Origin of the sequence: Vibrio sp. SCSIO 43009, from assembly GCF_023716525.1 — a bacterium.
Taxonomy (GTDB): domain Bacteria; phylum Pseudomonadota; class Gammaproteobacteria; order Enterobacterales; family Vibrionaceae; genus Vibrio; species Vibrio alginolyticus.
Genome location: NZ_CP071843.1, coordinates 360,679 through 383,832, shown reverse-complemented (window position 1 = coordinate 383,832; position 23,154 = coordinate 360,679). Strand labels below are relative to the sequence as shown.

Below are 23,154 nucleotides of genomic sequence, written 5' to 3'. Positions count from 1 at the left end.
ATGCCCCTATGTTTCACACTGTTCAACAAAAATTACTGTTGATGCCCAGCGGTAAAAAAAGCTTGTTATCTGCTGGATTAAAAACCGCAATCACGCGTGTGTTGAGTGCGCTATTTGCTTTTTTACTGACTCTGATTGTATCGAAGACCAGTGACGCTTCGACGGCCGGTCAATTTTTCTTTTTATTCAACCTAGTCTCGCTACTCGCCGTCGTTTCTCAGCTAGGTTTTGATGTCTCGTTAGTTCGTTACAATGCGATCGCTTTTAATAACAAAGAGAAGCTTGAACAAAGCCAAAACTATAAAACCGCACTTTATCGAAGTATGGCATTTTGCTTGCTCGTCATAGGCGTTTTGTTGGCAGGGTTTAATCTGTTTCCAGAGCAGCTAAACCAGACTCAATCACCAATGTATGCGATTATTTTATGCTTGCTTTGCATACCTTTCTTGGTGCTTGCGCAAACCAACAGTCGGGTGCTTCAAGCATGTAGAAAAGTCGTATCATCTCTGTTTGCGTTGCAGCTTGGGGTAAGCATGTTGATGGTCATTTTTGTCTTTGCCCTAGACTATATCGGTCAGCAAAATATCAACAATCTAATGACCGCACTGCTTTTAGCGAGCATAGGTGTCGCGGTCATATCTAGTGCCAATTGGCTGGGCTCAGATCAATATCAAACATCGGCTTTCGTACCAAACAAAAAAATGGTCGCTTCTGCCAAGCAAGTCTGGGTTGGCAGTATCTTCACGAATGTTCTTCAGTGGGGAAGCCTTGTTATTGCGGGCTTTTTTATCTCAACAGCGGAACTCGGTTTGTTAGCCGCAGCCCAACGCACATCACTACTGATTGGCTTTGTGCTGATTACCATTAACTTTGTGGTCGCCCCGATGTTTGCGTCTCTCTACAAAGAGCGCCAAATGCGCAAACTGCAGAATCTGAGCCGCTTGGCGTGCCGAGCCAATGTTGGTTTAGCGATTGTACCCGTAATTATTTGCACCCTCTTCCCCGAGTTTGTAATGCAACTTTTTGGTGGAGAGTTTCTCGCCGCGGCACCACTATTAGTCGTCCTTTCTCTGGGGCAGTTAGTCAATGTTGCGACTGGTTCAGTAGGTTTTTTATTATTAATGAGCGGTCATGAGAGAACCATGAAATACATTACAATTTCCTCCGGTACGGTGTCCATCTGCCTACTTGTTACGCTTTGTCAAATGTTTGGTGTGATTGGTGCAGCGTGGGCAATGGCAATTGGCATGGCTATCCAGAATTTAGCTGCACTGTACTTTGTAAAACGTTACTTAGGCTTCTTTCCAATAGGTTAATTATGGCTTTAATACTGGCACGCACGAGTTTTGTTTTAGTCCTGATGCTAACCGCTTCACTCTCTTTGTGGAAAAGCTCTGACCTACACCATACTGCTTACCTGCAAATGGAAACCTACTTAGGCGGATCGAGTACGCTTCACTTTACTTTCAGTTTATTGATCGGCTTTTTATCGGTCTTCACGTTCCCTTCTCTGGTGAGCTCGAATAAAACCGACGTTTTTGGGATTCGTCTTTTGCTACTGCTGTTGGCTATCGTTTCAATGGAAGAAATAAGCCAACTTTTTATTCCAAATCGATCATTTAGTTTTGATGATCTCAGCACCAACTGGATAGGCGTTATCTCAGGTTACTTTAGTGCCAAGTTAATTCGCTTCATCCGCACTCGATCGTTCTAGTAATACAGGAATCTCTGGGGGATTTGGGTATATAATTACGCCAAACAACCAGACTAACGAGTACATCATGCCATCTCATCCAACCAAGATTACTTTTTTTGAATTCTTAACCCCGTTGATCACGTCAGGCAAAAAGACGATAACGATTCGAGATGAATCAGAAAGCCATTACGTTCCCAATACAGAAGTCGAAGTTTTTACCTTAGAAACGGATCGTAAAGTCTGCGATATCAAGATACGTTCTGTAGAACCACTTCACTTTGAAGATATTAATGAGTTTCATGCAGAACAAGAAGCCATCGAACTACCAAAACTCAAGCAGTTAATTAGAGAAATCTACCCAAATACCGACACGCTCTTTGTTATTGAGTATGAGCTGATTAAATAACCCACAACAAATACTAGACGACTGGTCTAATTCATTCTATAGTAAACTTCATGAACGCAAAGACGAATGACACACGCCAACATATTCTCGACGTCGGATACGAGTTGATCGTAAACCGAGGGTTCACGAGTGTTGGTCTTTCAGAGCTATTAAAAAAGGCCGCAGTGCCAAAAGGCTCGTTTTATCATTACTTCAAGTCCAAAGAACAATTTGGTGAAGCGATGATTCAAGACTACTTTACTAAGTATTTTGAGCGTTTAAACGCACGCTTTACCAATACTGAACTGAGTGGCTACCAACGCCTAATGAGCTATTTCGAAGAAATGGTCAAAGTAGAAGACGACGTGTGTAATGCGAACAAATGTTTATTGGTTAAGTTAAGTGCAGAAGTCTCCGATCTCTCTGAGTCAATGCGCTTGGCATTACGCCAAGGAGCAGACAAAACCATTCAAGCGATAGCGGATTGCATTGACATCGGCATTCAAGATGGCTCAATCCCCAATGGTGACAGTGCGTTATTAGCAAGGCAGATATACTACCTTTGGAATGGCGCTAGCTTGCTGAACAAACTTTATCAAGATCAGGCAGCATTGACGCAAAGTCTGACCTATACTCAACACTTACTGCAGAATACGCGCACTTGCCCATAACGGGCGGCGTGGAAGCAGAATGAACACCCTACACACGTTTCACTGTCAGAAAAAGCGTCAGTGTTAACACAGTAAACCTTCCCGCTTTAAATAAGCGGGATATTTTGAAACAAATACTAGACGACCGGTCTAATCAACAAGTGAGATAGATATGACTAACGCAACAAATCGCAGAATCGTACTCGCGTCACGTCCCCATGGTGCACCGACACAAGAAAACTTTCGTTTAGAAGAGGTAACGAAACCGACTCCGAAAGAGGGTGAAATGCTATTGAGAACGGTTTATTTATCTCTAGATCCATACATGCGTGGTCGCATGAGTGATGCCGAATCATACGCTGACCCTGTTGCAATTGATGACGTAATGGTCGGTGGTACAGTTTGTCAGGTAGAAACATCAAACCACCCAGATTACGAAGCAGGTGAATGGGTTCTTGCCTACACTGTTGGCTGGCAAGACTACGCTATCTCAACTGGTGAGATGGTCATTAAACTTGGTAAAGAACCGCAAAACCCTTCTTACGCGTTAGGCGTTGCAGGTATGCCAGGATTTACCGCGTACATGGGTTTACTCGACATTGGTCAGCCAAAACCAGGGGAAACCATCGTGGTAGCAGCTGCTACGGGGCCTGTAGGCGCAACAGTTGGTCAAATTGGTAAAATCAAAGGTTGCCGAGTTGTTGGTATAGCAGGCGGAGAAGAAAAATGCCGTTACGCTAAAGAGGTGCTTGGTTTCGATGAGTGTATTGATCACAAAGCTGAAGACTTTGCAGAACAACTGAAAAATGCCTGTGACAAAGGTATCGATGTTTACTTCGAAAACGTAGGTGGCAAAGTATTCGAGGCTGTAATGCCACTTCTGAATACAAATGCGCGTATCCCACTTTGTGGTTTGATTTCTCAGTACAACGCGACAGAGCTGCCTGAAGGTACCGACCATCTTCCATTACTAATGGGTAAGCTCCTGACCAAACGAATCAAGGTGCAAGGCTTCATCATTTTTGATGATTACGGACATCGTTACGGTGAATTTGCGCAAGATATTAATCAATGGTTGGCAGAAGGAAAGATCCAATACCGCGAACATCTAGTACAAGGACTGGACAATGCGCCAAAAGCATTCATCGGTCTGTTGGAAGGTAAGAATTTCGGCAAGCTTGTAGTACAGATTAACGACCCATTATAAAAAGGGATATGTAAATGATTAAACTTCACCACCTCAATCAGTCTCGTTCAAAGCGCATCATTTGGTTACTTGAAGAGCTAGATGTAAATTACGAGATTGTACCCTATGTCCGTGATTCCGTGACCTTCATGGCACCGCCAGAACTAAAAAGTGTTCACCCATTAGGAAAGTCACCTGTTCTTGAAGATAACGGCGAGATTATCATTGAGTCAGGTGCAATGACCGAATATTTGATTGAGAAATACAGTGACGGAGCCTTTGCTCCTGAGCGTGGTACAAAAGCACACACAGAATATTTGCAATGGATGCACTTTGCAGAAAGCTCTGCAATTTTACCTATGCTGCTAAAAATCTTCGTAAGCAAAGAGCCAAATGAAACTCAGTTTTTATCAGGCTATGCCGACAAGGAAGCAATGAATGTACTAGGCTACTTCGAGCAATCCTTAGAAGGCAAAACTTACCTAGTAGAAGAGCGTCTGACTGGCGCTGACATCATGATGTCTTTCATTGTCGAATTGGTTCAAAAGTTTGGTTTAGTTAATCACTTCCCTAATATTGAACGTTATGGGAAACAGCTCGCGACACACCCAGCATTTGCAAAAGCTGAACAACTTGAAGTGAAGTACTCTTAATTACTTCCCCCCTTTCGCCCCTTTGATGACACGTAAAACTTCATTTAAGGGGCGATATTACTGGCATCGCAGACACGCTAACTGGATAGCGCTCCCCCTCAGTCAATCGCTTTCGAGAACGTCGATTGTTATGTCAATCAAGCTAATGTAGTAAATTTCTGATTCTAATATAGTTTCGACCATAGTCACCATCTATTGAATTGATAAGCAATATCAGTTTTCTCCTCCAGCTTTTCCGTAATAACCTCCTCTACAGTTTCTATGGTATTGAGCCCTGGAGGGGGAAGAAAAATGACAAACAAGAAATTGACTACAGCAGCAGGTTGCCCTGTCGCACATAACCAAAACGTTATGACTGCAGGTCCTCGTGGCCCTCAACTATTACAAGACGTTTGGTTCCTTGAAAAATTGGCACACTTTGACCGCGAAGTGATCCCTGAGCGTCGTATGCACGCAAAAGGTTCTGGTGCTTACGGTACGTTCACAGTAACGCACGACATCACAAAATACACTCGCGCTAAGATCTTCTCTGACATCGGCAAAAAAACAGAACTATTCGCTCGCTTCACTACTGTAGCTGGTGAGCGCGGTGCAGCAGACGCAGAACGCGACATCCGTGGTTTCGCACTAAAATTCTACACTGAAGAAGGTAACTGGGACTTGGTTGGTAACAACACACCAGTATTCTTCCTACGTGACCCACTAAAATTCCCAGACCTAAACCACGCAGTAAAACGCGACCCTCGCACTAACATGCGTAGCTCTACCAACAACTGGGATTTCTGGACATCACTACCAGAAGCATTCCACCAAGTGACTATCGTAATGAGTGACCGTGGTATCCCTGCTTCTTACCGTCATATGCATGGTTTTGGTAGCCACACATTCAGCTTCATCAACGCAGAAAACGAGCGTTACTGGGTGAAATTCCACTTCAAAACTCAGCAAGGCATCAAAAACCTAACTGACCAAGAAGCAGAAGCAATCGTAGGTAAAGACCGCGAAAGCCATCACCGTGACCTTTACGAAGCGATTGAGCGTCAAGACTTCCCTAAATGGAAGATGTACGTACAGATCATGCCTGAGCTAGAAGCGGATGAAGTCAACTTCAACCCATTCGACCTAACACGAGTATGGTCTCAAAAAGACTACCCACTGATCCCAGTTGGTGAGTTCGAACTGAACCGTAACCCAGAAAACTTCTACGCAGAAGTTGAGCAATCAGCGTTCAACCCAGCAGCGGTCGTACCTGGTATCGGCTTCTCTCCAGATAAGATGCTACAAGGTCGTCTGTTCGCTTACGGCGATGCTCAGCGTTACCGTCTAGGTGTGAACCATCATCAAATCCCAGTGAACGCACCTCGTTGTCCTGTTCACAGCTACCACCGCGATGGCGCAATGCGCGTTGATGGCAACTTTGGTTCAACACTAGGTTACGAGCCAAACTACAAACAAGAATGGGCAGAGCAACCAGATTACTCTGAGCCACCTTTACGCATCAACGGCAACGCTGATCACTACGATCATCGTGTAGACGAAGACTACTTCAGCCAAGCGGGTGACCTATTCCGTCTGATGAGCGAAGAGCAACGTCAAACTCTGTTCGATAACACAGCTCGCGCAATGGACGGTGTGCCAGAGTTCATCCAACAGCGCCACGTTCAACACGCATACCAAGCGGACGAAGCGTACGGCAAAGGTCTTGAAATTGCACTAGGCTTAAACAAGTAAGCGAACGCTGCAATCATTACACTGTGTGATTTAAAGACGAAAAAAGGAGGTACTCTACAGTACCTCCTGATTTCAAATCACTAATCCTTAATCACAAGTCATAAACCATGCTCAAGGAGGTTCATTATGATTAACTTAGATTTCTTTAAGCTCTTTGATACCAAAGAACTGTTTATCTATTACTGATTCATCAACTACTGATTTTTAGCGACCGCTTTGATCAGTACTGATGTATCCATGCGACCTAAACCATCACGTTGAAGGTCTGCGTATTGCTCATCCACTTTCTTAGTCAGTGGAAGTTCTAGACCCACTCGCTCAGCTTCTTGCAGACAGAAACCTAAGTCTTTGCGCATCCAATCAATAGCGAAGCCAAAATCGAACTTGTCTTCAGCCATCGTATTTGCGCGGTTTTCCATCTGCCAAGAACCTGCAGCGCCATGCTTAAGCGTTTCTACAACTTGAGCGATGTCCAAGCCTGATTTTTGTGCCAGCAGCAAAGCTTCACTCAGGCCTTGTAAAACGCCTCCAATACAGATTTGGTTTACCATCTTACAGCGTTGACCCTGACCGTTTTCACCCAGTAGCGTCATCTGCTTCGCGTACACATCCATCGCCGGAGACACACAGTCAAAAATGCTTTGTTCACCACCACACATGATGGTTAGAACACCATTTTCTGCGCCCGCTTGACCACCAGAAACTGGCGCATCAATGAAGTGATTACCATACTTAGCACACGCTTCAGCCAGCTCAACCGCTAGGTCTGCAGAAGTCGTCGTGTGATCCACTAACACTGCATCCGCTTTCAAACCAACCAGAATGCCTTCTTCACCGTAAACAACGCTACGAACGTCATCATCATTACCCACACAGGTAAAAACAATGTCACAGCCTTCTGCGGCTTCACGTGGTGTTTCACAAGCCACACCTTGGTATTCTTCAGCCCACTTATCGGCTTTCGCTTTTGTGCGGTTGTATACTTTGGTTTCAAAGCCCGCTTTACTTAGGTAACCAGCCATTGGGTACCCCATCACACCCAGACCAATAAATGCTACTCGTTGTTTTTCCATTGCACGCTTCCCTTAGTTCACCTGACTGAAATGTTTCGTAACATGCTACTAAAGAATTGAAATCATTACTCGTGATTTCTCTTTCCACGGTCTCGATGATCCAGTATTTCAGTTCGTTTATTGCGCCTTCTACACCCCTTTACTTGACGATTAGCATAACAGTCAAAGCACTTAAAAAGGTTTACTACTGCTTAGCATGGAACATCGCTTGCCCACTCTTGTCCTTATTCGACCAGAAATTGATGTTGAACTGAGCATCATCGCTCATCTCAATACGGTGCCAGTACTGCGGTGGGCTTGTAGCAAACTGGCCTGCATTAATCACCACCACCACTTCTGCTTCTGTGGCATTTTCATCAGCAAAGCCGTAGTAAGTCACTTGCCCTTCCATGACGCACAGCTGTCCAAACACTCCCTCAGCGGTATTATGATGAGTCAGTAGCGCTGGTGGCACATTGTCTTTAGTGAAGAAAGGCGTTGAACGTTGAACAGTCCAGTCTTTAGGAATTCTTAGATGCGACATAATGATACCCTCTCTAATTACAATTCTTTTCGTTAAAATCGGTTAAGCCTGAGCGGCTTGAGACAACTCTCGGAGTAGTGGAAATGCTTGCGTAACTTGTTCTCCCGTCACGACGAAGCCCATGAGTCGGCTATTTTCATCTTCTGCTTTCGCGGCAATGCCAGTTTGAGAAATCTGCACGCTCCAGTTCGTCACCGAACTAAAATCGCCTGCCAATTGAATTGGGTAGCTCGGCGTTTTGACCTTTACCATCATAGGCGGTAGTTTCAACTCTGCTTCTTGCTCCAGTAGTTGTTTCCCTAAAACATTGGCACTTAGCACGATCGGTTGGAGATACGGCATCATTCGACCTTGGATCTCGGCGCAATCGCCCAATGCAAATACATTGGCAACTGATGTCTGTAATCGAGCATCTACCTCGATGCCTTTATTGACACTCATCCCACAAGCCTTCGCTAACCAAGTGTTTGCACGTAAACCCGCCGCTGAAATCACTACATCGGCTTCGATTTCCTTACCTTTGCTCAAGCTTGCCACCAGCGAATCTTCCGAGTGATTGATCGCGACAACTCCAGTCTCCAAAGCAAGTTGAATACCTTGCTGCTTAAGTTGATTCTCCAGCGGTAATGCAACAAATTCAGGAATCAAGTTAGCGAGCAAACGGGGATTTGGCTCAACCACCGTAACGGCTTTACCACTGGTTGCGAGATCCATGGCGATCTCGACGCCGATCAAACCACCACCCATTACTAGAATTCGTTTCGCACGGCTAATTTGCTCTTCCGCTAATTGATATTCTTGTAGCGAGTTTAGCGTTATCACCTCAGGTGCTGCATCGCCAGATATTGGTGGCACAAAGGCTTTCGCGCCTGTCGCAAACACCAGTTTGGAATAAGGATAGGTTTGGCCGTTGGCGACCACTTGCTGAGCTTGCACGTCGACATGCTCAACCTTGGTATGGGCGAACAGTTCGATGTTGTGTTCCTGTGCAAACGCCTCACCACTTTTAACTACCAAGTCTCGGGCGGTTTGCTTGTTGCTGAATACATGACTCAAATCGGGCTTGTTGTATTCCGCGCCATCATCAGCAGTAAACACTTGCAGCGGAATATGTGCGTCCATTCGACGCACTGTTTTCACCAATTGGTAAGCCGCAAAGCCGCTACCAATAATCACAATAGGTGCTTGCATATTCGCCCCCTTACCCGTTGTATTCGACAAAGACGTCTTTACCCAAATGGCATTCTGGGCACAAGAAGTAATCTGGCACTTCAGACCATGCCGTGCCCGGTTCAACGCCTTGATTAGGCTCGCCTTTAGCTGGGTCGTATACCCAATTACAAACCGTACAAACCATGCATTGACAATCTGCAGGATGCGCCTCTGTACTAGGGTTGCTAGGAGCAGCATCTACTACCGCCTGTGTTGTCGCTGGCGCAGCGGGTTGTGATTGAACTTGTGGTGCAGACGCAGCAATCGCCGGCGAAATAACGGGACTTGTCAGGTCATGCTTTGCCCACAATTTCGCGATGTTCTGACCATGTTCGCGACATTCACGCATCGCTTTACCATCTGGTCGCCATTTGGTTTTCAAGCTCACTGCGGTTTCAAAACCTGCGTCGGTCAATCGAGCATGGATACGATCCACCGCGCCACCATTCCACCCGTAGCTACCGAATGCAGCGGCCTTTTTCGCTTTAAAGCGCAGACCGGTAATTTCTTCTAGCATGCCAGCGATCTTCGGCATCATGACGTTATTCATGGTAGATGAACCAACCAAGATGCCTTTTGAGCGGAATACATTGGCGAGAATTTCATTCTTATCATGCTTAGAGACATTAAAGACTTTGACCGCGACCCCAGGGTCGACATCGTGAATGCCTTGCGCAATGGCATCAGCCATCATTCGAGTGTTGTTTGACATAGAATCGTAGAAAATCGTAATGCGATCTTCCTGATAATTGTCTGCCCACGCCAAGTATTGCTCGATGATTTGAACTGGATTATCGCGCCATACAATACCGTGTGACGTAGCGATCATGTCGACAGGTAAATTAAAGCTCAGCACTTCTTTGATTTTTGCAGTTACCAAGCTGCTGAATGGCGTTAGGATGTTTGAGTAGTAACGCAAGCACTGTTCCATCAACTCATTTTGATCCACTTCATCATTGAATAAGCGTTCATCGCAGTAGTGCTGACCAAATGCGTCGTTACTGAATAACACTGCATCGCCAGTTAGGTAGGTCATCATGCTGTCCGGCCAATGCAGCATCGGCGCTTCCACGAACACCAATTGCTTACCGTTACCAATATCAATGCTATCGCCCGTTTTTACGGTTTTGAAGTTCCACTCAGGATGGTGATGATGACCCACAATCGACTCAATCGCCGCTTCTGTACAGTAAATTGGCGTGTTTGGAATCTTCTCCATTAATGCCGACAATGCGCCTGAGTGATCTTCTTCTGCATGGTTTATCACGATAAAGTCGATAGACTTAAGGTCGATTTCCATTTCTAAATTTTGGATGAATTGTTGACTGAATCGATGATCGACCGTATCAATCAATACGGTTTTCTCTTCACGAATTAGATAACTGTTGTAGCTGGTACCTTTTGTCATTTTGTATTCTGTGCCGTGGAAGTCTTGAACTTCCCAATCGCGTTGACCTACCCAGTGGATGTTGTTTTTTACGTGAATTGTCATAATTACTACCTTGAATGACGGGATAAACAAAAATAATTTCTTCTTGTATTGCACTGGGCATGCCAACTTTTTATTACTATATATTTCAATATCTTAATTAAAATCCAACTTTGATAAGTGTCATTTGGACACAGTTGAAAATTGTCATTAAGACACTACAATAGTCATATTGACACAATCGGTATTGGCTATGACTTCTTTAATCGCGCAATGGCTACACATCACGCAAGACCTTAACTCGGCGCTCACTCAACAGGCTCGCTTCGATACGTTATTAACGGCGATTCGAGATGTATTGAAGTGTGACTCTTCAGCCCTTCTTTTGTATGAAGACCAGCACTTTAAACCTTTAGCGATCAATGGATTGGCGAAAGAGGTCCTTGGACGCCGTTTCTCTATTGAGCAACACCCAAGATTAGAAGCCATTGCCCGAGCAGGCGATATCGTGCGCTTTCCCTCCGACAGCGACTTACCTGATCCATACGACGGCTTGATTCCAAACCACGATGACAAACTGCATGTCCATTCCTGCATTGGTTTACCTTTGCTGATCGACGATCAACTGATTGGTGCCATTACGATTGACGCCTTCGACCCCAACCAATTTGATGGGCTACGCAACCAAGAGTTACGTTTTGTCAGCGCGTTGGCAGCAGGTGGCTTGCACACTGCACTCCTACTAGAACAACTAGAGACTCAAGCGAGCCTGCCACGTGACTCTTACGCTGAGAAACGCACGTTGAGTAACGAAATCATTGGCAACTCTCAGGGCATGAAGAATCTTCAAGAACAGATTGATGCAGTCGCCGATACGGAATTGTCTGTGTTGGTCATGGGAGAAACGGGCGTAGGTAAAGAGTTGGTTGCCAGCGCTATCCACCATCGCTCTAGCCGCTCGAACAATACTTTGGTTTACCTCAACTGTGCAGCGCTGCCCGAATCAGTCGCGGAAAGCGAGTTGTTCGGACATATCAAAGGCGCATTTACGGGCGCGATCAGCAATCGTAAAGGTAAGTTCGAACAAGCCGATGGCGGCACACTGTTTTTGGATGAAGTCGGCGAACTGTCGTTAGAGCTGCAAGCCAAGTTACTTCGAGCTCTACAATATGGAGACATTCAACGTGTGGGTGATGACCGCCATATTCGAGTCAACACACGCATTGTCGCCGCCACTAACCGTATATTGCATGAAGAAGTGACTGCTGGTCGCTTCCGAGCCGACTTATATCACCGCCTAAGCGTCTTCCCGCTTCATGTTCCACCTCTTCGTGAACGTGAAGACGATGTGGTGTTGTTAGCGGGCTTTTTCGCCGAACGCTTAAGAAGCAAATTGGGATTGAACAGCATTCGTTTGTCTCCCACTTTGGTGCAGGCACTCAAAGACTATTCATGGCCAGGCAACGTGCGAGAGCTTGAACATGTCATTAAACGTGCTGGTGTTTTGGCAAAAGCACGTACTCACGCCATAGACATTGAGTTGGTTGAGCAAGATTTTGATATTCGAACGCCGAATCAGAACATCAAGAATGTTGAAGAAACGGAGCAAAACTCTCGGCGTGAGCTACCAGAAGGTGGATTAAAGCCTGCCACAGATGCCTTCCAAAAAGCGATGATTGTTCGAGCACTGGAAGAAAACCAAGGCAACTGGGCAGCAACGGCACGTCAGTTGGAACTGGACAACGGCAACTTACACCGATTAGCGAAGCGCTTAGGGATAAAATAGACACTAACGAATATCACCTAATATGGCATATTCATCGCCAAACAATGTGCCTGATGCCCAACCGCGCACTCAGCCCACTATAAGTAGTGGGCTGAGTGCTCAGATAGAATAGCCACCTAAGTTTGACGGTATTTTCTTCTAAATTTTATTGTCTTGAACCACCTCACAGATTTAATAACCCTTAACAATAAACACAATAATAGTTAAGGTATTTTTATGAGTCAGATCTAATAAAATTAAATATATAGTATTTATTTTAAGAATCTAAACTTTCAAAGTTCATCATAATAAATACAACCTCTATGTATACACTTTACCTTCAAAAAACATCAAAATATAATCCCTTCGATAAAAACACTTAAATGAATTTAACTGTATAAAAGTGAGGAGAATAAAATATGGGATATGGGGCGACAGTATATTCATTAGATACTGAAAAGGTTTTTAACGTACTAAAGAATGAGCGTAATCCAGAGCTAGAAAAAGCCATCATGGAAAGGTGTCAAGACTCCTTTAAAGTGATTAATGAAATGCTGGAAAGTAGTGGCGAAAGCATCCGAGCTGAAGAGCTTCTTATGCAGATGCTGTCTGAAGAGATAAAATACAGTCACTTGGGTTACGCCTATGCTTACTTGCTTGAAGCTATATGTAAGATAACTGGTTATTACTTGTCCAATAACTCTTGGTATCCATGCGATGTAAACGATTTCTGCGATATCCCATTCACTAACACCGATTATCCCATAAAATTCCCATTGCCTGACGATTTCCCTGTTGTTTTTATGATAAAAAATCAAGATATTCACCAAGATAATGTTGACTTCGGAGGCTTATCAGAGCAACAAATATCTGAAGTCAAGAGCTGGTACACTCATGCAGTCGTAAACAATCGTGACTTGGTATTATTTTATTATTAATTTTAACTATTAATAAATTATCCAATAGTTAAAATGACAATAGAATATTAATAAAACTCTAGCTTATATTAAGATAGAGTTTTATCTATTTAACTGAAATTTTTGTAATTTTAAAAATGTTATATTTCACACCTAATTTATAGACTCTGTGTATAGTGTGTTCAAAGGCAATGTGAACTCATAGGATCAAAATCAAGTTCTAATTTTTAGAAGAAAAACCGATCTGCTTGTGTCAAAATGCGCCATCCCAACCAAAAAGTCTTAATGTAATGAACTACCAAGCTGCTATTTTTGATATGGATGGTTTGCTCCTTGATACTGAGCGCGTCTGTATGCATATTTTCCAAGAAGCATGTGAAGCCCAGAACCTACCCTTCTATAAAGATGTTTATCTTTCAATCATTGGTCGCAATGCAGCGGGCATTGAAGTGATTTTTCGTAAAGCTTATGGGGATGATCTTGACCGCTTACACCAAGAGTGGCGCGACCGTTACGACGCTGTGGTTAAGCACCAAGCGATACCAGTAAAAGAAGGGGTGATTGAGCTGCTTGAGTGGTTGAAAAGCCAAGGGTTGCCAATTGCAGTCGCCACTTCTACAGCAAAAGAAGTGGCACAGAAGAAGTTGGAGTTAGCGGGCCTAAGCAAGTATTTCGACAACTTAACGACGGGCTGTGAAGTGTCACACGGCAAACCTGATCCAGAGATCTACCTGCTTGCAGCAAGTCGTCTAAGCGTAGATCCAACCAAATGTCTCGCCTTTGAAGATTCAAATAATGGCGTGCGTGCTGCGGTAGCAGCGAACATGATCACTTATCAAATTCCTGATTTGGTTGAGCCTTGCAACGAAATAAAACAATTAGGCCATACCGTCGCACCTTCACTGCATGATGTGTTGCACACGTTAAAACAAACTCGCTAGGTTTACTTGTCATCTGTTCTCTAGAAGCTCAGCAATTTAGCTGAGCTTCTTTCTCGAAACCTCTCCAATACCGTAAAACCAAACAATTCTGCCACCCGCTTAGCGAGATTATTTTCACCTTAACTCTGGTTCATCACGATTTTTGATTTAACTCACGCAATCGCATGAAATAAGGTATTTGAGTGATCAAATAGCGGAACTGACCAGTACAAGCTTGCAACAAAACGTCAATATACCGATTGAAGCACGTTTTTGGAGTGAAAATTGGCTGATAATGAGAACTATTGGATAAGATCAATCCAAGTCAGCCTAAAATACAAAATGGAGAGTGTTATATGTCTTTACGTTTATTAGCAACAACCTTCGCATTAGTCGGAATGAGCTTTGGTGCCCAAGCCAGTGCCGAGTGTGAAGTGTCATTAGATGCTAACGATATGATGCAGTTTTCTACTAAAACATTGAGCGTACCAGCCACTTGTAAAGAGGTAAAACTGACGCTGAATCACACAGGTAAGATGCCAGCGCAATCGATGGGTCACAACGTGGTCATCTCTGACACAGCCAACCTGCAAGCAGTCGGTACTGATGGCATGGCAGCTGGAGCAGAAAATAACTACGTAAAACCAAATGATGATCGCGTCTACGCTCACACAAAAGTAATTGGTGGCGGTGAAAGCACCAGCATTACGTTCAGTACTGAGAAAATGAAAGCCGGCGGTGACTATTCATTCTTCTGTTCATTCCCGGGGCACTGGGCAATCATGCAGGGTAAATTTGAGCTAAAATAAAAGATTTAGCCAAGCCAAAAGAAGACTCATTACAGGGAAGCCAAGGCTTCCCTTTTTGATAGATAAAATAGCAATTGAGAAAGGTCTAACACGTCTGGAAACGTGACCAAGAAACATAGCAAGTAAGAAACCCTTGCTCCATTGAGATTAAGTTCTTTTACGAAAACTCATGGGTAAAAATCGGTTTTTTGTTTTGCCTTTCCGAGACACTACTAAATGATAAAAGTCATTCAATACCATGTAACTCTTTCCAGTTTCCTGGATGAACCACATAGCCGAACAGAGCATGCCCACCATAAACCAATTCAGTTCCTTCCGGTATCCACAGCATCTGACCTGGGTGCACAAAATGTGTTTCACCATTTGCGGTCAGCTCGAAACAGCCTTCAATCACGAAAATAACTTCATCATAAAGCACCGTCCAAGCCACTTGAGCGTCTTCCCATTTAGCAAAGCCTACGCCAATGTTTGGTGAAATTTCCGGGCTTAACGCTCGGGCTACGTACGCCATTCCCGGCGTATCACCACGAACATTAAAATCTAGGTTTTTACTATCAACGAGTTTGACTTGCTTCATAATTCACTCCGGCTTTGCCATTTTGCTAATTGGATACGCGTTTTTACTCCCATGCCTAAAAAAGGCTCTGGCGGATTCAAACAAGGCATTCCTGTCACTTGCTGTATGTCATCCAATGATTTAGATGTCGCACCAACGACATAGTCAGCTAACAGCGTTCCAGAAATGGTTCCCCACGCAGCGCCAACACCATTGTCACAAGCGCTGGCATAAACACCTTCATCTAATTGCCCAAAAAAGTTAGTAAAGTTACGAGAGATGGCATATACCCCACCCCATGTGTGAGTAAATGGTACGTCGGCCAGCTCGGGGTAACGCGCCAAAAAGACTTGACGATGATCGTCTCGGATTTGCTCTCTGACTTTATCGTTCATGCTTGAGCCATACTTCGGCACGTATTTGTAAGTATTGCGGATCAAAATACGTCGATCAGCGGTCATACGTAACGTCGTTCCCGCATGATCAGCTGGGGTTAGGCCCCAATTCAGCTCACCTCCGTATCGTTGCATTTCTGCGTCGGTCAATGGACGCGTCCAGCTTGCAAACGTCATCACTGGCAGTAATCTGTTTTTAAGATAACCAAACTCCCGAGTAAAAATGCTGGTGCCAAGTAACAGTTCAGTGGTTTCAACAGAACCACTATCTCCATGTAATACCCAGTAACCGTTTTCTTTACTGAGCTTGCGGATTGGCGAGTTCTCTAACACCTCGACGTTCTCTGGAAGGCTTTCCCCTAGCCCACGCACCAAAGCAGCAGGTTGCATTAAATAACCACCTGGCGTGTAAATTGCGCGGCTGTAGTAGTTTGTTCCCAAGACTTTCGCCAGCTCACTGCCATTAACATGGAAGTATGGTTCGCCAAGGTCTTTCATTAGGTGCTCAAAGTGATCGAGATACGCTTCACCGCGCGCCCCTACGGCTCCTTGATATTTGCCCTTTGCTGACCACTGACAAGAAATACTGTGCTTCGACACTAAAGTGTTTAGCTGAGCAATCGCAGAACGGTTGAGTGATAATAACTTTTGCTTGTGCTCAGGGTCGGGATGCTCAAGTGAAAACTTATGAGGCAAATCGATAACAAAGCCCGAATTTCTTCCTGAAGCCCCTTGGCCGATACGTTGCGCATCAATCAGTATAATTCGTGCATTAGGCATAAGTTCAGCTAAACGTCTTGCCATAGCTAGGCCTGCGAAACCGGCACCTAACACGGCATAGTCAGCACTTTGTTTACCTTTTAACGCCGATTTTTCTGGAATACTTGGCAACGCATGGTACCAACCACACGTCACGTCATCATTGGGTAAATGAATCATCTTTTTTCTCCGCTACGCTGCTGACAGTTTCAATGACAATTGATCTAGCCAAGGGCCGCGTAATGACTGTACTTTTCTTCCTAGCAACGCAAAACCGAGCATTGCTCCTTCTGGTGAATAAAACGCAGCGGTCAATTCATCTGCTTGGGTCTCGATGTACCATTGTCCCTGTTCTTCAGCGGCTACCGTGAAAATCGTGAGTGGAAGAATCGGCGTTTTTACAATCACTGGAGTTGGTGTTAACGAGATAGGGGCGACATCGCCTAGCAAGCTTTTCGCTACAGAAGGGATCATTTGATTAATCGGTGCAATATAGGGCTGCCAACCTTGCTCAGTTTCAACACAGTCACCTAGCGAGTAAATATTCTCATCACTCGTCTGGCCGAATTGATTCACTTTAATGCCGCGGCCCACTTCGAGCCCTGCTTGCTCAGCCAGAGAAACATTTGGCTTGAGTCCAACCGCGCTCAGCACTAGATCTGCTTCAATCTGCTTGCCACTGTTTAGATGTAAAACCGCACTAGATTCCGACCTTGGTTCGATTCTGGTGATACTGTCTTGTAGAGCCCATTGCACGCCTCGATCGGCAAGTGCGCTTTGTAATGATTCACCCAACTGTTGCGGGATCAAACGCTCCATTGGCCATTGACCCAAACCGATAACTGTTACTTCATAACCGCTTTCGATCAGATCATTTGCGAACTCACAGCCAATTAAGCCATCACCTAGGATCGCGATGCGCTTTTTGTCTTGCAGCTCCGCTCTGAAACGGCGGTAATCAACTAAGTCGTTCACACTCATAACCCAAGAGCGATCGCCCTCAATTGGGATTTCAATCGGTGATGCACCTGTTGCCAGTACCAAGCGGCTGTAGGCGTATTTACCGATGGAGGTATGTAACGTTGAATTGGCACGATCGATCTGTTCAACACGGGTATGCGGGTAAACTCGGATATTGAGACGGCTTTCCCACTCCAACGCGCTCTCACTTTGTAGCGCGTCGCCGTCTTTATTCATGACCAGTGCATTAGACAATGCTGGTTTGCTGTACAAAGCGCCATCATCAGCGGTAAAGACAGTGATCGGAACCGTCTCAGATTGCGCTCTAAGTGCCGCCGCCAACTGGTAACCACTGTGGCCACTACCGATGATAACGATAGGGTCATTTGAGAATACAGGTTGAGTAACTTCAGATGGAAGAGGCTGAGCCGTATTTGGCTGAACAGACGCTTCTACCGACACCGAAGACACAGCTGCAACCTCTTCTAGTGGCGCATCGTCGGTGATTTCGATCATTTCAAAATCGGCCTTACCCACTAAACAGTCAGGACATAACCAGTCATCCGGTACATCTTCCCATGCTGTTCCTGGTGCAATTCCATCGGATGGCCAACCTTGTGCTTCATCATAGATTAAGCCGCAAATAATACAGAGCCACTTTCTCATCACTTATACTCCAACTACCTTGTTCAGAATTTCCGTGTTTACAAACCGCTGTCAGATTTGTTGTGATTCCATCAACCTCGTCCTAGCTTGTGGTCTGAAATCCAAGCCGGTACGAGGTGATGAAAATACAGTTACACGGTAGCTATACGTTGCTGTCTTGCTGCAAACGAATGGCAATATTGCGTGTCTGGACGTAGCTATAAATCGCTTCTTGTCCTTTTTCTCGCCCAAACCCGGACAAGCCCACGCCACCAAATGGTGTTTCGATGCCACCAGCAAACCATTCATTGATGAACACTTGTCCACCACGCAGTTGCTGTGCCACACGCAATGTTTGGTTTAGGCTTTCACCAAAGACACCAGCGACCAGGCCAAAATCGGTGCCATTCGCGATTTCAACGGCCTCTTGCTCGGTTTCAAACGGTGTAATTACCAGTACAGGACCAAACACTTCTTCTTGAGCAATACGCATATCTGGTGAGGCTTCAATCACCGTCGGTGCCACAAAGTAACCCGACAAATCAGGGGCGTATCCACCCGTTAGGATGTTCGCGCCGTCGGCTTTTGCTTGTTCTATCATTTCAAGCACGCGCGCTTGTTGATCAGCCGATACCAACGGTGTTATATCCGGCTGGCTTTCACCTTGACCAATGGTTAGGTCTTGCGCCATTTTCACTACCGCCGCTTTTACTTCTTCATAACGCTCTTTTTGAATTAGCAAACGAGACATTGCCGAACAAACTTGACCAGCGTTAAAGAAAATACCGACTTGAACGCTTTGTAAAAGCGTTTCGAGACTCACATCTTTCAGTGCGATAGCGGCCGATTTACCACCCAGCTCCATCACAGATGGTGTGGCGCGTTGCGCTGAATCTTTCAGTATGCGTTGGCCGGTCGGCACAGAACCTGTAAAGACAATTTGATCAACGTCTTGATGCTGCACCAAGTGGCTGCCAACTACGGAGCCTTTGCCACATAGCAAGTTAATCGCGCCTTTTGGGAAACCCGCTTTTTCAATCGCTTTAATCAACAACGTCATAGCGAGTGGGGAAATCTCTGGCGATTTGATCACCACTGCGTTACCAGCAGCTAATGCAGGTGCTAATGAGCGTGCACAAATAGAAACTGGGAAATTCCACGGCACAATCTGCACTGACACACCAAACGGCACATATTGGGTGAAATCGACATAATCTTTACCCAACGGAATTGACGTGCCTTCCAGCTTGTCGGCCATGCCAGCGTAGTATTCGAAGTAACGTGCCGATTCTAAAAACTCATCTTTGGCATCTTGCAAAGATTTCCCATTTTCACGGCAGGCAACTAACCCACCTTCATCAACCATTTCACGAATAGCCGCGGCGGCTTTTAACATCCACTCGGTTCTGACGGCTGGACGAACGTCCGAAAGAACGCCTTGATTGACTACTCGACGTGCCGCTGCCATTGCGCGATCTGCATCGGTGATAGTGGCTTCTGCAACCGTCGCATACGCTTCGGCTGTGCCAGGGTTCATGACGGTCAGCGCTTGCTCTGAATCGCACCACTCACCATCAATATAATTAAGGTAATGCATCATATTACTGCTCCAGTGCCGCTTTCACTTGCTTTGCCAACCAGGTTTGAAAGAAATGCGTCGGAACATCCATTTCTGGTGAGAACACGCCACCACCAAAGCCAGGTGAGTAACGACCTTCCTGCATACCTTCGACCGCTCCAATATCTTCGCCGAATACGACTCGCCATGACTCAACGGTAGCAGTACGGCACGCAGCGAACTCATCTTTCGTTGCTTCATCACCCACATAGAAAACACGTAGGTGCTCAACACTCTTATTCGCAGTGATTGGTTCAATCATCATTGCAAAGGCATGATCGGCTTGAATACCAAGCAACACGTTTGGAAAGAGTGCAACATATTCTGCATGACGCAGTTTATCTTCTGGCCAGCTTGGAAATTTAGGTAAGTGTGTACCTGCAGTATCAGAGAGGTTGTATGCGAGACTACCTTGGCCAGCGAAACGCTCTGCAAACATGATGTTGTAGTGATCCTCTAGGCGAGAATAACTGTTCAAACTCGGATGCACCCAAGGTAAGTGGTAAGCTTCACAGTAGTTTTCTACGGCAAGCTTCCAGTTACTTTTCACTTCTATCTCTAAGTTGCCACCCATGTTCACGCGGCGAAGAAGCCCTAATCCTTCTTCACCTAAGAATTGCTGCCAACGTTGCTCTAGCGGCGCGATATGCTCTTCAAAGCTTTCAGCATTGCCCGATAAGTTGACGAATACCATGTCCATCCAAACGGCTGAACGAAGTGGCTTAAGGCCATGTTTTTCACACTTAAATCGGTCATCTTTGTGTTTTGCGATACCACCAATGTGTGGTGTGCCTTTTAGATTGCCGTCAAGATCGTACGTCCATGAATGGTAAGGACAGCGAATCATGCCTTGAACTTCGCCTGCCTCATGCACCAGCTTCATACCACGATGACTACATACGTTGTGGAAAACTTGGACTTCACCTTGGCGATTTCTCATCATGAGTAGTGGAAGATTCATGAAATCAAGTGGCATCACATAACCATTTTTAAGCAGGTCTGATGCAAAACCAATACATACCCAAGTGTTACCAAACACCTGATCACGCTCAAAAGTAAAATACTCTTCGCTGGTGTAGGCCTGATTCGGCATTCCTGTTGCTTCACTGATTGGGTTCAGTACATTATCAACAAGTTCAACAGGAATAATGGTTTGGTTGACATTGCTCATATTCTTATCTCCGAGAGTCGAGTTGCATCCAGTGCGTACAACATCGTGTTGTGTTAGTGGAGATGATTTTGATTAACAACCCGGCAACAAACAAACGACTTTTTCGCCGGGCTTGGATGAGTTTTTGTCATTCATGCATTGATCTCGAACAAAAAAATAACCTTTTAATTAACAATGATCTTCTTGTCATGATTAATACTCATTAACCGATGAGTATTAATCAGTTGAAACACAAAAGCCCTCTCTCTACTCTCTTTCAAAAATTAACAATAACGCAACAAACAATAACGCTAAAACAAACGCACTGTGAGGGATGCCTATGAGAGCAACATCTGGGATATTGAAAGGACTCAATCCGACTGTGACTATCGCATCAAAGATCGTCGTTATCGGTTTTGTACTTTTCTGCGCCATTCTCGCCAACCAAGCGGGCCAATACTTCGAAACGATTTCCGGCATTTTGCTGCAGAATATGAAGTGGTTTTACATCGGACTTGTTTCACTCGTTGTCGGTTTTCTTCTTTACCTTATGGTTAGTCGATATGGACATATTCGTTTGAGTAAAGATGACGAAAAACCAGAGTTTAGTTATTTGTCTTGGGTATCCATGCTTTTTTCCGGAGGCATGGGGATAGGCTTAATTTTCTGGTCGGTCGCCGAACCGATGTGGCATTACGCTGACAACCCATTTACTCAAGGCCTGACCAATGAAGCCGCAACAACATCAATGAAACTGACATTCTTTCACTGGGGTCTACATCCTTGGTCTGTCTTTATCATTGTTGCACTCGCATTAGCTTACTTTTCCTACCGTAAAGATCTGCCTTTTACCCTACGCTCTATCTTGTACCCTTTGATTGGTGATCGTATTTATGGGCCTATCGGGCACACGGTTGATATCCTAACAGTCGCGGTGACTGCTTTCGGTATCTCTCAAACCTTGGGGATGGGAGTTATCCAAATAAACTCTGGTTTGAATCAAGCCTTTGGTCTAGACATTAGTTTGGGGATTCAACTCTTTATTATCGTTTCCCTTTGTACTTGTGCGGTTGCGTCGGTGCTATCTGGTGTAGGAAAAGGTATTCGCCGTTTATCAGAATGGAACATGCTGCTTTCACTCGCACTCGTGCTAGTCGTACTTTACATTGGTCCAACTCGCTATATCTTAAATACGCTACTCGAAAGTACGGGGCTTTATGCACAAAACATTGTCGGTATGAGCTTATGGAGCGATGCACAGAATGACTCTGGCTGGCAAAACTGGTGGACGGCTTATTACTGGCCTTGGTGGATGACTTGGGCGCCTTTCGTTGGCATGTTTGTAGCTCGTATCTCTAAAGGACGCACAATACGTGAACTTATCGGTGGCGCATTAATCGTACCTACGCTAATCACGTTTTTATGGATTTCAGTATTTGGTGGTGCAGCGTTGAAGGTAGAGCAAGACGCTCGTGTTGCTCATCAAGAGCAAGTCACTGCGGCACAAGAAGCCAAACAAACACCACCTGCGGATTTTTCTGGCGGCCCGATTCTTGAAGCGACTAAAGCCGATACGACACGCGCTTTGTTTACGCTATTCGACAATCTAGATACAGGTATGTTTGGTAAACTACTTAGCGTGCTTGCGTGTCTATTACTCGGTACTTATTTCATTACCTCCGCAGACTCGGGTACCTTGGTTCTATGTACCCTCGATGCCGCTGGGCACAGTGAGCCTCCTACCTCTATACGCGTATTGTGGGGGATCATGATCGCAGCCATTGCGGGAGTACTTCTATACGCAGGAGGGTTAAAAGCAATGCAAACGGCCTCCATTATTGCCGGTTTCCCTATCGCCATTTTTATCGCAGTGATGAGCTTAACGCTGTTTCATAGTATTCGACGCGAACCTAAGCCATGGGCAATGCTTCCTGAGCATGTTCACCCAGAGCAAGAGAAACTTGATGGTCCTGTTGAACCGCTTGTTGAAAGCAAAACAGTGGTTTCCGAGCCTATCGCTTCAACATCCTCACTAAAAGATGATTCCACACTCAATCAGGGACCAGTACTAAGTTAGTGCGTCGTTTCATCAATCAATTAAAACAAAGCGGGAACTGGTACT

21 protein-coding genes are annotated in these 23,154 nt (G+C 45.1%); 12 read left to right on the top strand and 9 right to left on the bottom strand.

The genetic code is table 11. The annotated features are described in order from the left end of the window. Positions 1-8: 8 nt before the first annotated feature. The 7 genes from J4N43_RS17390 (at position 9) to katE2 (ending at position 6,301) form a co-directional block, all read left to right on the top strand. The gene (locus J4N43_RS17390; RefSeq protein ID WP_053350074.1) at positions 9-1,316 is read left to right on the top strand and encodes an oligosaccharide flippase family protein; all 1,308 of its coding nucleotides are present in this window, start codon (positions 9-11) and stop codon (positions 1,314-1,316) included. Positions 1,317-1,318: 2 nt separating this feature from the next. After that, positions 1,319-1,714 (top strand): VanZ family protein, encoded by a 396-nt coding sequence (locus tag J4N43_RS17385; RefSeq protein ID WP_053350073.1) that lies wholly within the window; start codon positions 1,319-1,321, stop codon positions 1,712-1,714. A gap of 67 nt (positions 1,715-1,781) precedes the next feature. After that, a complete protein-coding gene (gene yqfB / locus J4N43_RS17380; RefSeq protein ID WP_005385855.1) occupies positions 1,782-2,102 on the top strand; it encodes a N(4)-acetylcytidine aminohydrolase in 321 nt (106 codons plus the stop codon). 50 nt (positions 2,103-2,152) lie between these two features. Next, positions 2,153-2,752 (top strand): TetR/AcrR family transcriptional regulator, encoded by a 600-nt coding sequence (locus J4N43_RS17375; protein ID WP_005385858.1) that lies wholly within the window; start codon positions 2,153-2,155, stop codon positions 2,750-2,752. Between the two features lie 151 nt (positions 2,753-2,903). Further along, positions 2,904-3,938, top strand: a complete 1,035-nt coding sequence (gene curA / locus J4N43_RS17370; RefSeq protein WP_053350072.1) for an NADPH-dependent curcumin/dihydrocurcumin reductase — start codon at positions 2,904-2,906, stop codon at positions 3,936-3,938. A gap of 14 nt (positions 3,939-3,952) precedes the next feature. Continuing rightward, positions 3,953-4,570 (top strand): glutathione S-transferase family protein, encoded by a 618-nt coding sequence (locus J4N43_RS17365; protein ID WP_005375238.1) that lies wholly within the window; start codon positions 3,953-3,955, stop codon positions 4,568-4,570. Between the two features lie 291 nt (positions 4,571-4,861). Further along, positions 4,862-6,301, top strand: a complete 1,440-nt coding sequence (gene katE2, locus J4N43_RS17360; protein WP_017821260.1) for a catalase KatE2 — start codon at positions 4,862-4,864, stop codon at positions 6,299-6,301. A 194-nt stretch (positions 6,302-6,495) separates the two neighbouring features. On the opposite strand, the gene J4N43_RS17355 is transcribed toward katE2, so the two are convergent. The 4 genes from J4N43_RS17355 to norV all read right to left on the bottom strand — a co-directional run bounded on the left by J4N43_RS17355 (position 6,496) and on the right by norV (position 10,601). Then, on the bottom strand, positions 6,496-7,374 hold the full coding sequence (locus tag J4N43_RS17355; protein ID WP_017635296.1) for an NAD(P)-dependent oxidoreductase: 879 nt from the start codon (positions 7,372-7,374) through the stop codon (positions 6,496-6,498). A 184-nt stretch (positions 7,375-7,558) separates the two neighbouring features. Further along, positions 7,559-7,897, bottom strand: coding sequence for a TehB family protein (locus tag J4N43_RS17350; protein ID WP_005375231.1), 339 nt, complete (start codon positions 7,895-7,897; stop codon positions 7,559-7,561). A 42-nt stretch (positions 7,898-7,939) separates the two neighbouring features. Beyond that, the gene (gene norW, locus J4N43_RS17345; RefSeq protein WP_053350071.1) at positions 7,940-9,088 is read right to left on the bottom strand and encodes an NADH:flavorubredoxin reductase NorW; all 1,149 of its coding nucleotides are present in this window, start codon (positions 9,086-9,088) and stop codon (positions 7,940-7,942) included. A gap of 10 nt (positions 9,089-9,098) precedes the next feature. Then, a complete protein-coding gene (gene norV, locus J4N43_RS17340) occupies positions 9,099-10,601 on the bottom strand; it encodes an anaerobic nitric oxide reductase flavorubredoxin (RefSeq protein ID WP_158159414.1) in 1,503 nt (500 codons plus the stop codon). 190 nt (positions 10,602-10,791) lie between these two features. Between norV and norR the strand changes: the two genes are divergently transcribed. From norR to azu, 4 genes are all read left to right on the top strand, one after another. After that, positions 10,792-12,324, top strand: a complete 1,533-nt coding sequence (norR, locus tag J4N43_RS17335; protein WP_053350069.1) for a nitric oxide reductase transcriptional regulator NorR — start codon at positions 10,792-10,794, stop codon at positions 12,322-12,324. Positions 12,325-12,722: 398 nt separating this feature from the next. Then, positions 12,723-13,241, top strand: a complete 519-nt coding sequence (locus tag J4N43_RS17330; RefSeq protein WP_053307894.1) for a DUF7691 family protein — start codon at positions 12,723-12,725, stop codon at positions 13,239-13,241. A gap of 269 nt (positions 13,242-13,510) precedes the next feature. Then, positions 13,511-14,161 (top strand): HAD family hydrolase, encoded by a 651-nt coding sequence (locus tag J4N43_RS17325; protein ID WP_053350068.1) that lies wholly within the window; start codon positions 13,511-13,513, stop codon positions 14,159-14,161. Between the two features lie 335 nt (positions 14,162-14,496). Continuing rightward, a complete protein-coding gene (gene azu / locus J4N43_RS17320) occupies positions 14,497-14,949 on the top strand; it encodes an azurin (protein ID WP_005375211.1) in 453 nt (150 codons plus the stop codon). Between the two features lie 226 nt (positions 14,950-15,175). Here azu and J4N43_RS17315 read toward each other — a convergent pair whose 3' ends face one another. The 5 genes from J4N43_RS17315 to J4N43_RS17290 form a co-directional block, all read right to left on the bottom strand. Further along, positions 15,176-15,526, bottom strand: a complete 351-nt coding sequence (locus J4N43_RS17315) for a EutQ-related cupin domain-containing protein (RefSeq protein ID WP_053350067.1) — start codon at positions 15,524-15,526, stop codon at positions 15,176-15,178. Then, the gene (locus tag J4N43_RS17310) at positions 15,523-16,839 is read right to left on the bottom strand and encodes an NAD(P)/FAD-dependent oxidoreductase (RefSeq protein WP_053350066.1); all 1,317 of its coding nucleotides are present in this window, start codon (positions 16,837-16,839) and stop codon (positions 15,523-15,525) included. The genes J4N43_RS17315 and J4N43_RS17310 overlap by 4 nt, the downstream gene beginning before the upstream one ends. Before the next feature lie 12 nt (positions 16,840-16,851). Further along, positions 16,852-18,285: an FAD-dependent oxidoreductase gene (locus J4N43_RS17305; RefSeq protein ID WP_062730916.1), complete on the bottom strand. Its 1,434-nt coding sequence runs from the start codon at positions 18,283-18,285 to the stop codon at positions 16,852-16,854. A gap of 142 nt (positions 18,286-18,427) precedes the next feature. After that, positions 18,428-19,864: an aldehyde dehydrogenase family protein gene (locus J4N43_RS17295; RefSeq protein ID WP_005385881.1), complete on the bottom strand. Its 1,437-nt coding sequence runs from the start codon at positions 19,862-19,864 to the stop codon at positions 18,428-18,430. Position 19,865: 1 nt separating this feature from the next. Beyond that, positions 19,866-21,053: an aromatic ring-hydroxylating oxygenase subunit alpha gene (locus J4N43_RS17290; protein ID WP_053307899.1), complete on the bottom strand. Its 1,188-nt coding sequence runs from the start codon at positions 21,051-21,053 to the stop codon at positions 19,866-19,868. Between the two features lie 319 nt (positions 21,054-21,372). On the opposite strand from J4N43_RS17290, the gene J4N43_RS17285 reads away from it, so the two are divergent. Beyond that, positions 21,373-23,109, top strand: a complete 1,737-nt coding sequence (locus J4N43_RS17285) for a BCCT family transporter (RefSeq protein WP_044129598.1) — start codon at positions 21,373-21,375, stop codon at positions 23,107-23,109. The last annotated feature ends 45 nt before the right edge of the window (positions 23,110-23,154 follow it).

Coding starts and splice junctions, on each gene's coding strand:
- norW (WP_053350071.1), bottom strand. CDS start 9,088: ATGCAAGCACCTATTGTGATTATTGGTAGCGGCTTTGCGGCTTACCAA.
- norR (WP_053350069.1), top strand. CDS start 10,792: ATGACTTCTTTAATCGCGCAATGGCTACACATCACGCAAGACCTTAAC.
- J4N43_RS17305 (WP_062730916.1), bottom strand. CDS start 18,285: ATGAGAAAGTGGCTCTGTATTATTTGCGGCTTAATCTATGATGAAGCA.
- norV (WP_158159414.1), bottom strand. CDS start 10,601: ATGACAATTCACGTAAAAAACAACATCCACTGGGTAGGTCAACGCGAT.
- katE2 (WP_017821260.1), top strand. CDS start 4,862: ATGACAAACAAGAAATTGACTACAGCAGCAGGTTGCCCTGTCGCACAT.
- J4N43_RS17310 (WP_053350066.1), bottom strand. CDS start 16,839: ATGATTCATTTACCCAATGATGACGTGACGTGTGGTTGGTACCATGCG.
- J4N43_RS17365 (WP_005375238.1), top strand. CDS start 3,953: ATGATTAAACTTCACCACCTCAATCAGTCTCGTTCAAAGCGCATCATT.
- yqfB (WP_005385855.1), top strand. CDS start 1,782: ATGCCATCTCATCCAACCAAGATTACTTTTTTTGAATTCTTAACCCCG.
- J4N43_RS17325 (WP_053350068.1), top strand. CDS start 13,511: ATGAACTACCAAGCTGCTATTTTTGATATGGATGGTTTGCTCCTTGAT.
- J4N43_RS17375 (WP_005385858.1), top strand. CDS start 2,153: ATGAACGCAAAGACGAATGACACACGCCAACATATTCTCGACGTCGGA.
- J4N43_RS17290 (WP_053307899.1), bottom strand. CDS start 21,053: ATGAGCAATGTCAACCAAACCATTATTCCTGTTGAACTTGTTGATAAT.
- J4N43_RS17385 (WP_053350073.1), top strand. CDS start 1,319: ATGGCTTTAATACTGGCACGCACGAGTTTTGTTTTAGTCCTGATGCTA.
- J4N43_RS17285 (WP_044129598.1), top strand. CDS start 21,373: ATGAGAGCAACATCTGGGATATTGAAAGGACTCAATCCGACTGTGACT.
- curA (WP_053350072.1), top strand. CDS start 2,904: ATGACTAACGCAACAAATCGCAGAATCGTACTCGCGTCACGTCCCCAT.
- azu (WP_005375211.1), top strand. CDS start 14,497: ATGTCTTTACGTTTATTAGCAACAACCTTCGCATTAGTCGGAATGAGC.
- J4N43_RS17330 (WP_053307894.1), top strand. CDS start 12,723: ATGGGATATGGGGCGACAGTATATTCATTAGATACTGAAAAGGTTTTT.
- J4N43_RS17315 (WP_053350067.1), bottom strand. CDS start 15,526: ATGAAGCAAGTCAAACTCGTTGATAGTAAAAACCTAGATTTTAATGTT.
- J4N43_RS17350 (WP_005375231.1), bottom strand. CDS start 7,897: ATGTCGCATCTAAGAATTCCTAAAGACTGGACTGTTCAACGTTCAACG.
- J4N43_RS17355 (WP_017635296.1), bottom strand. CDS start 7,374: ATGGAAAAACAACGAGTAGCATTTATTGGTCTGGGTGTGATGGGGTAC.
- J4N43_RS17295 (WP_005385881.1), bottom strand. CDS start 19,864: ATGATGCATTACCTTAATTATATTGATGGTGAGTGGTGCGATTCAGAG.
- J4N43_RS17390 (WP_053350074.1), top strand. CDS start 9: ATGTTTCACACTGTTCAACAAAAATTACTGTTGATGCCCAGCGGTAAA.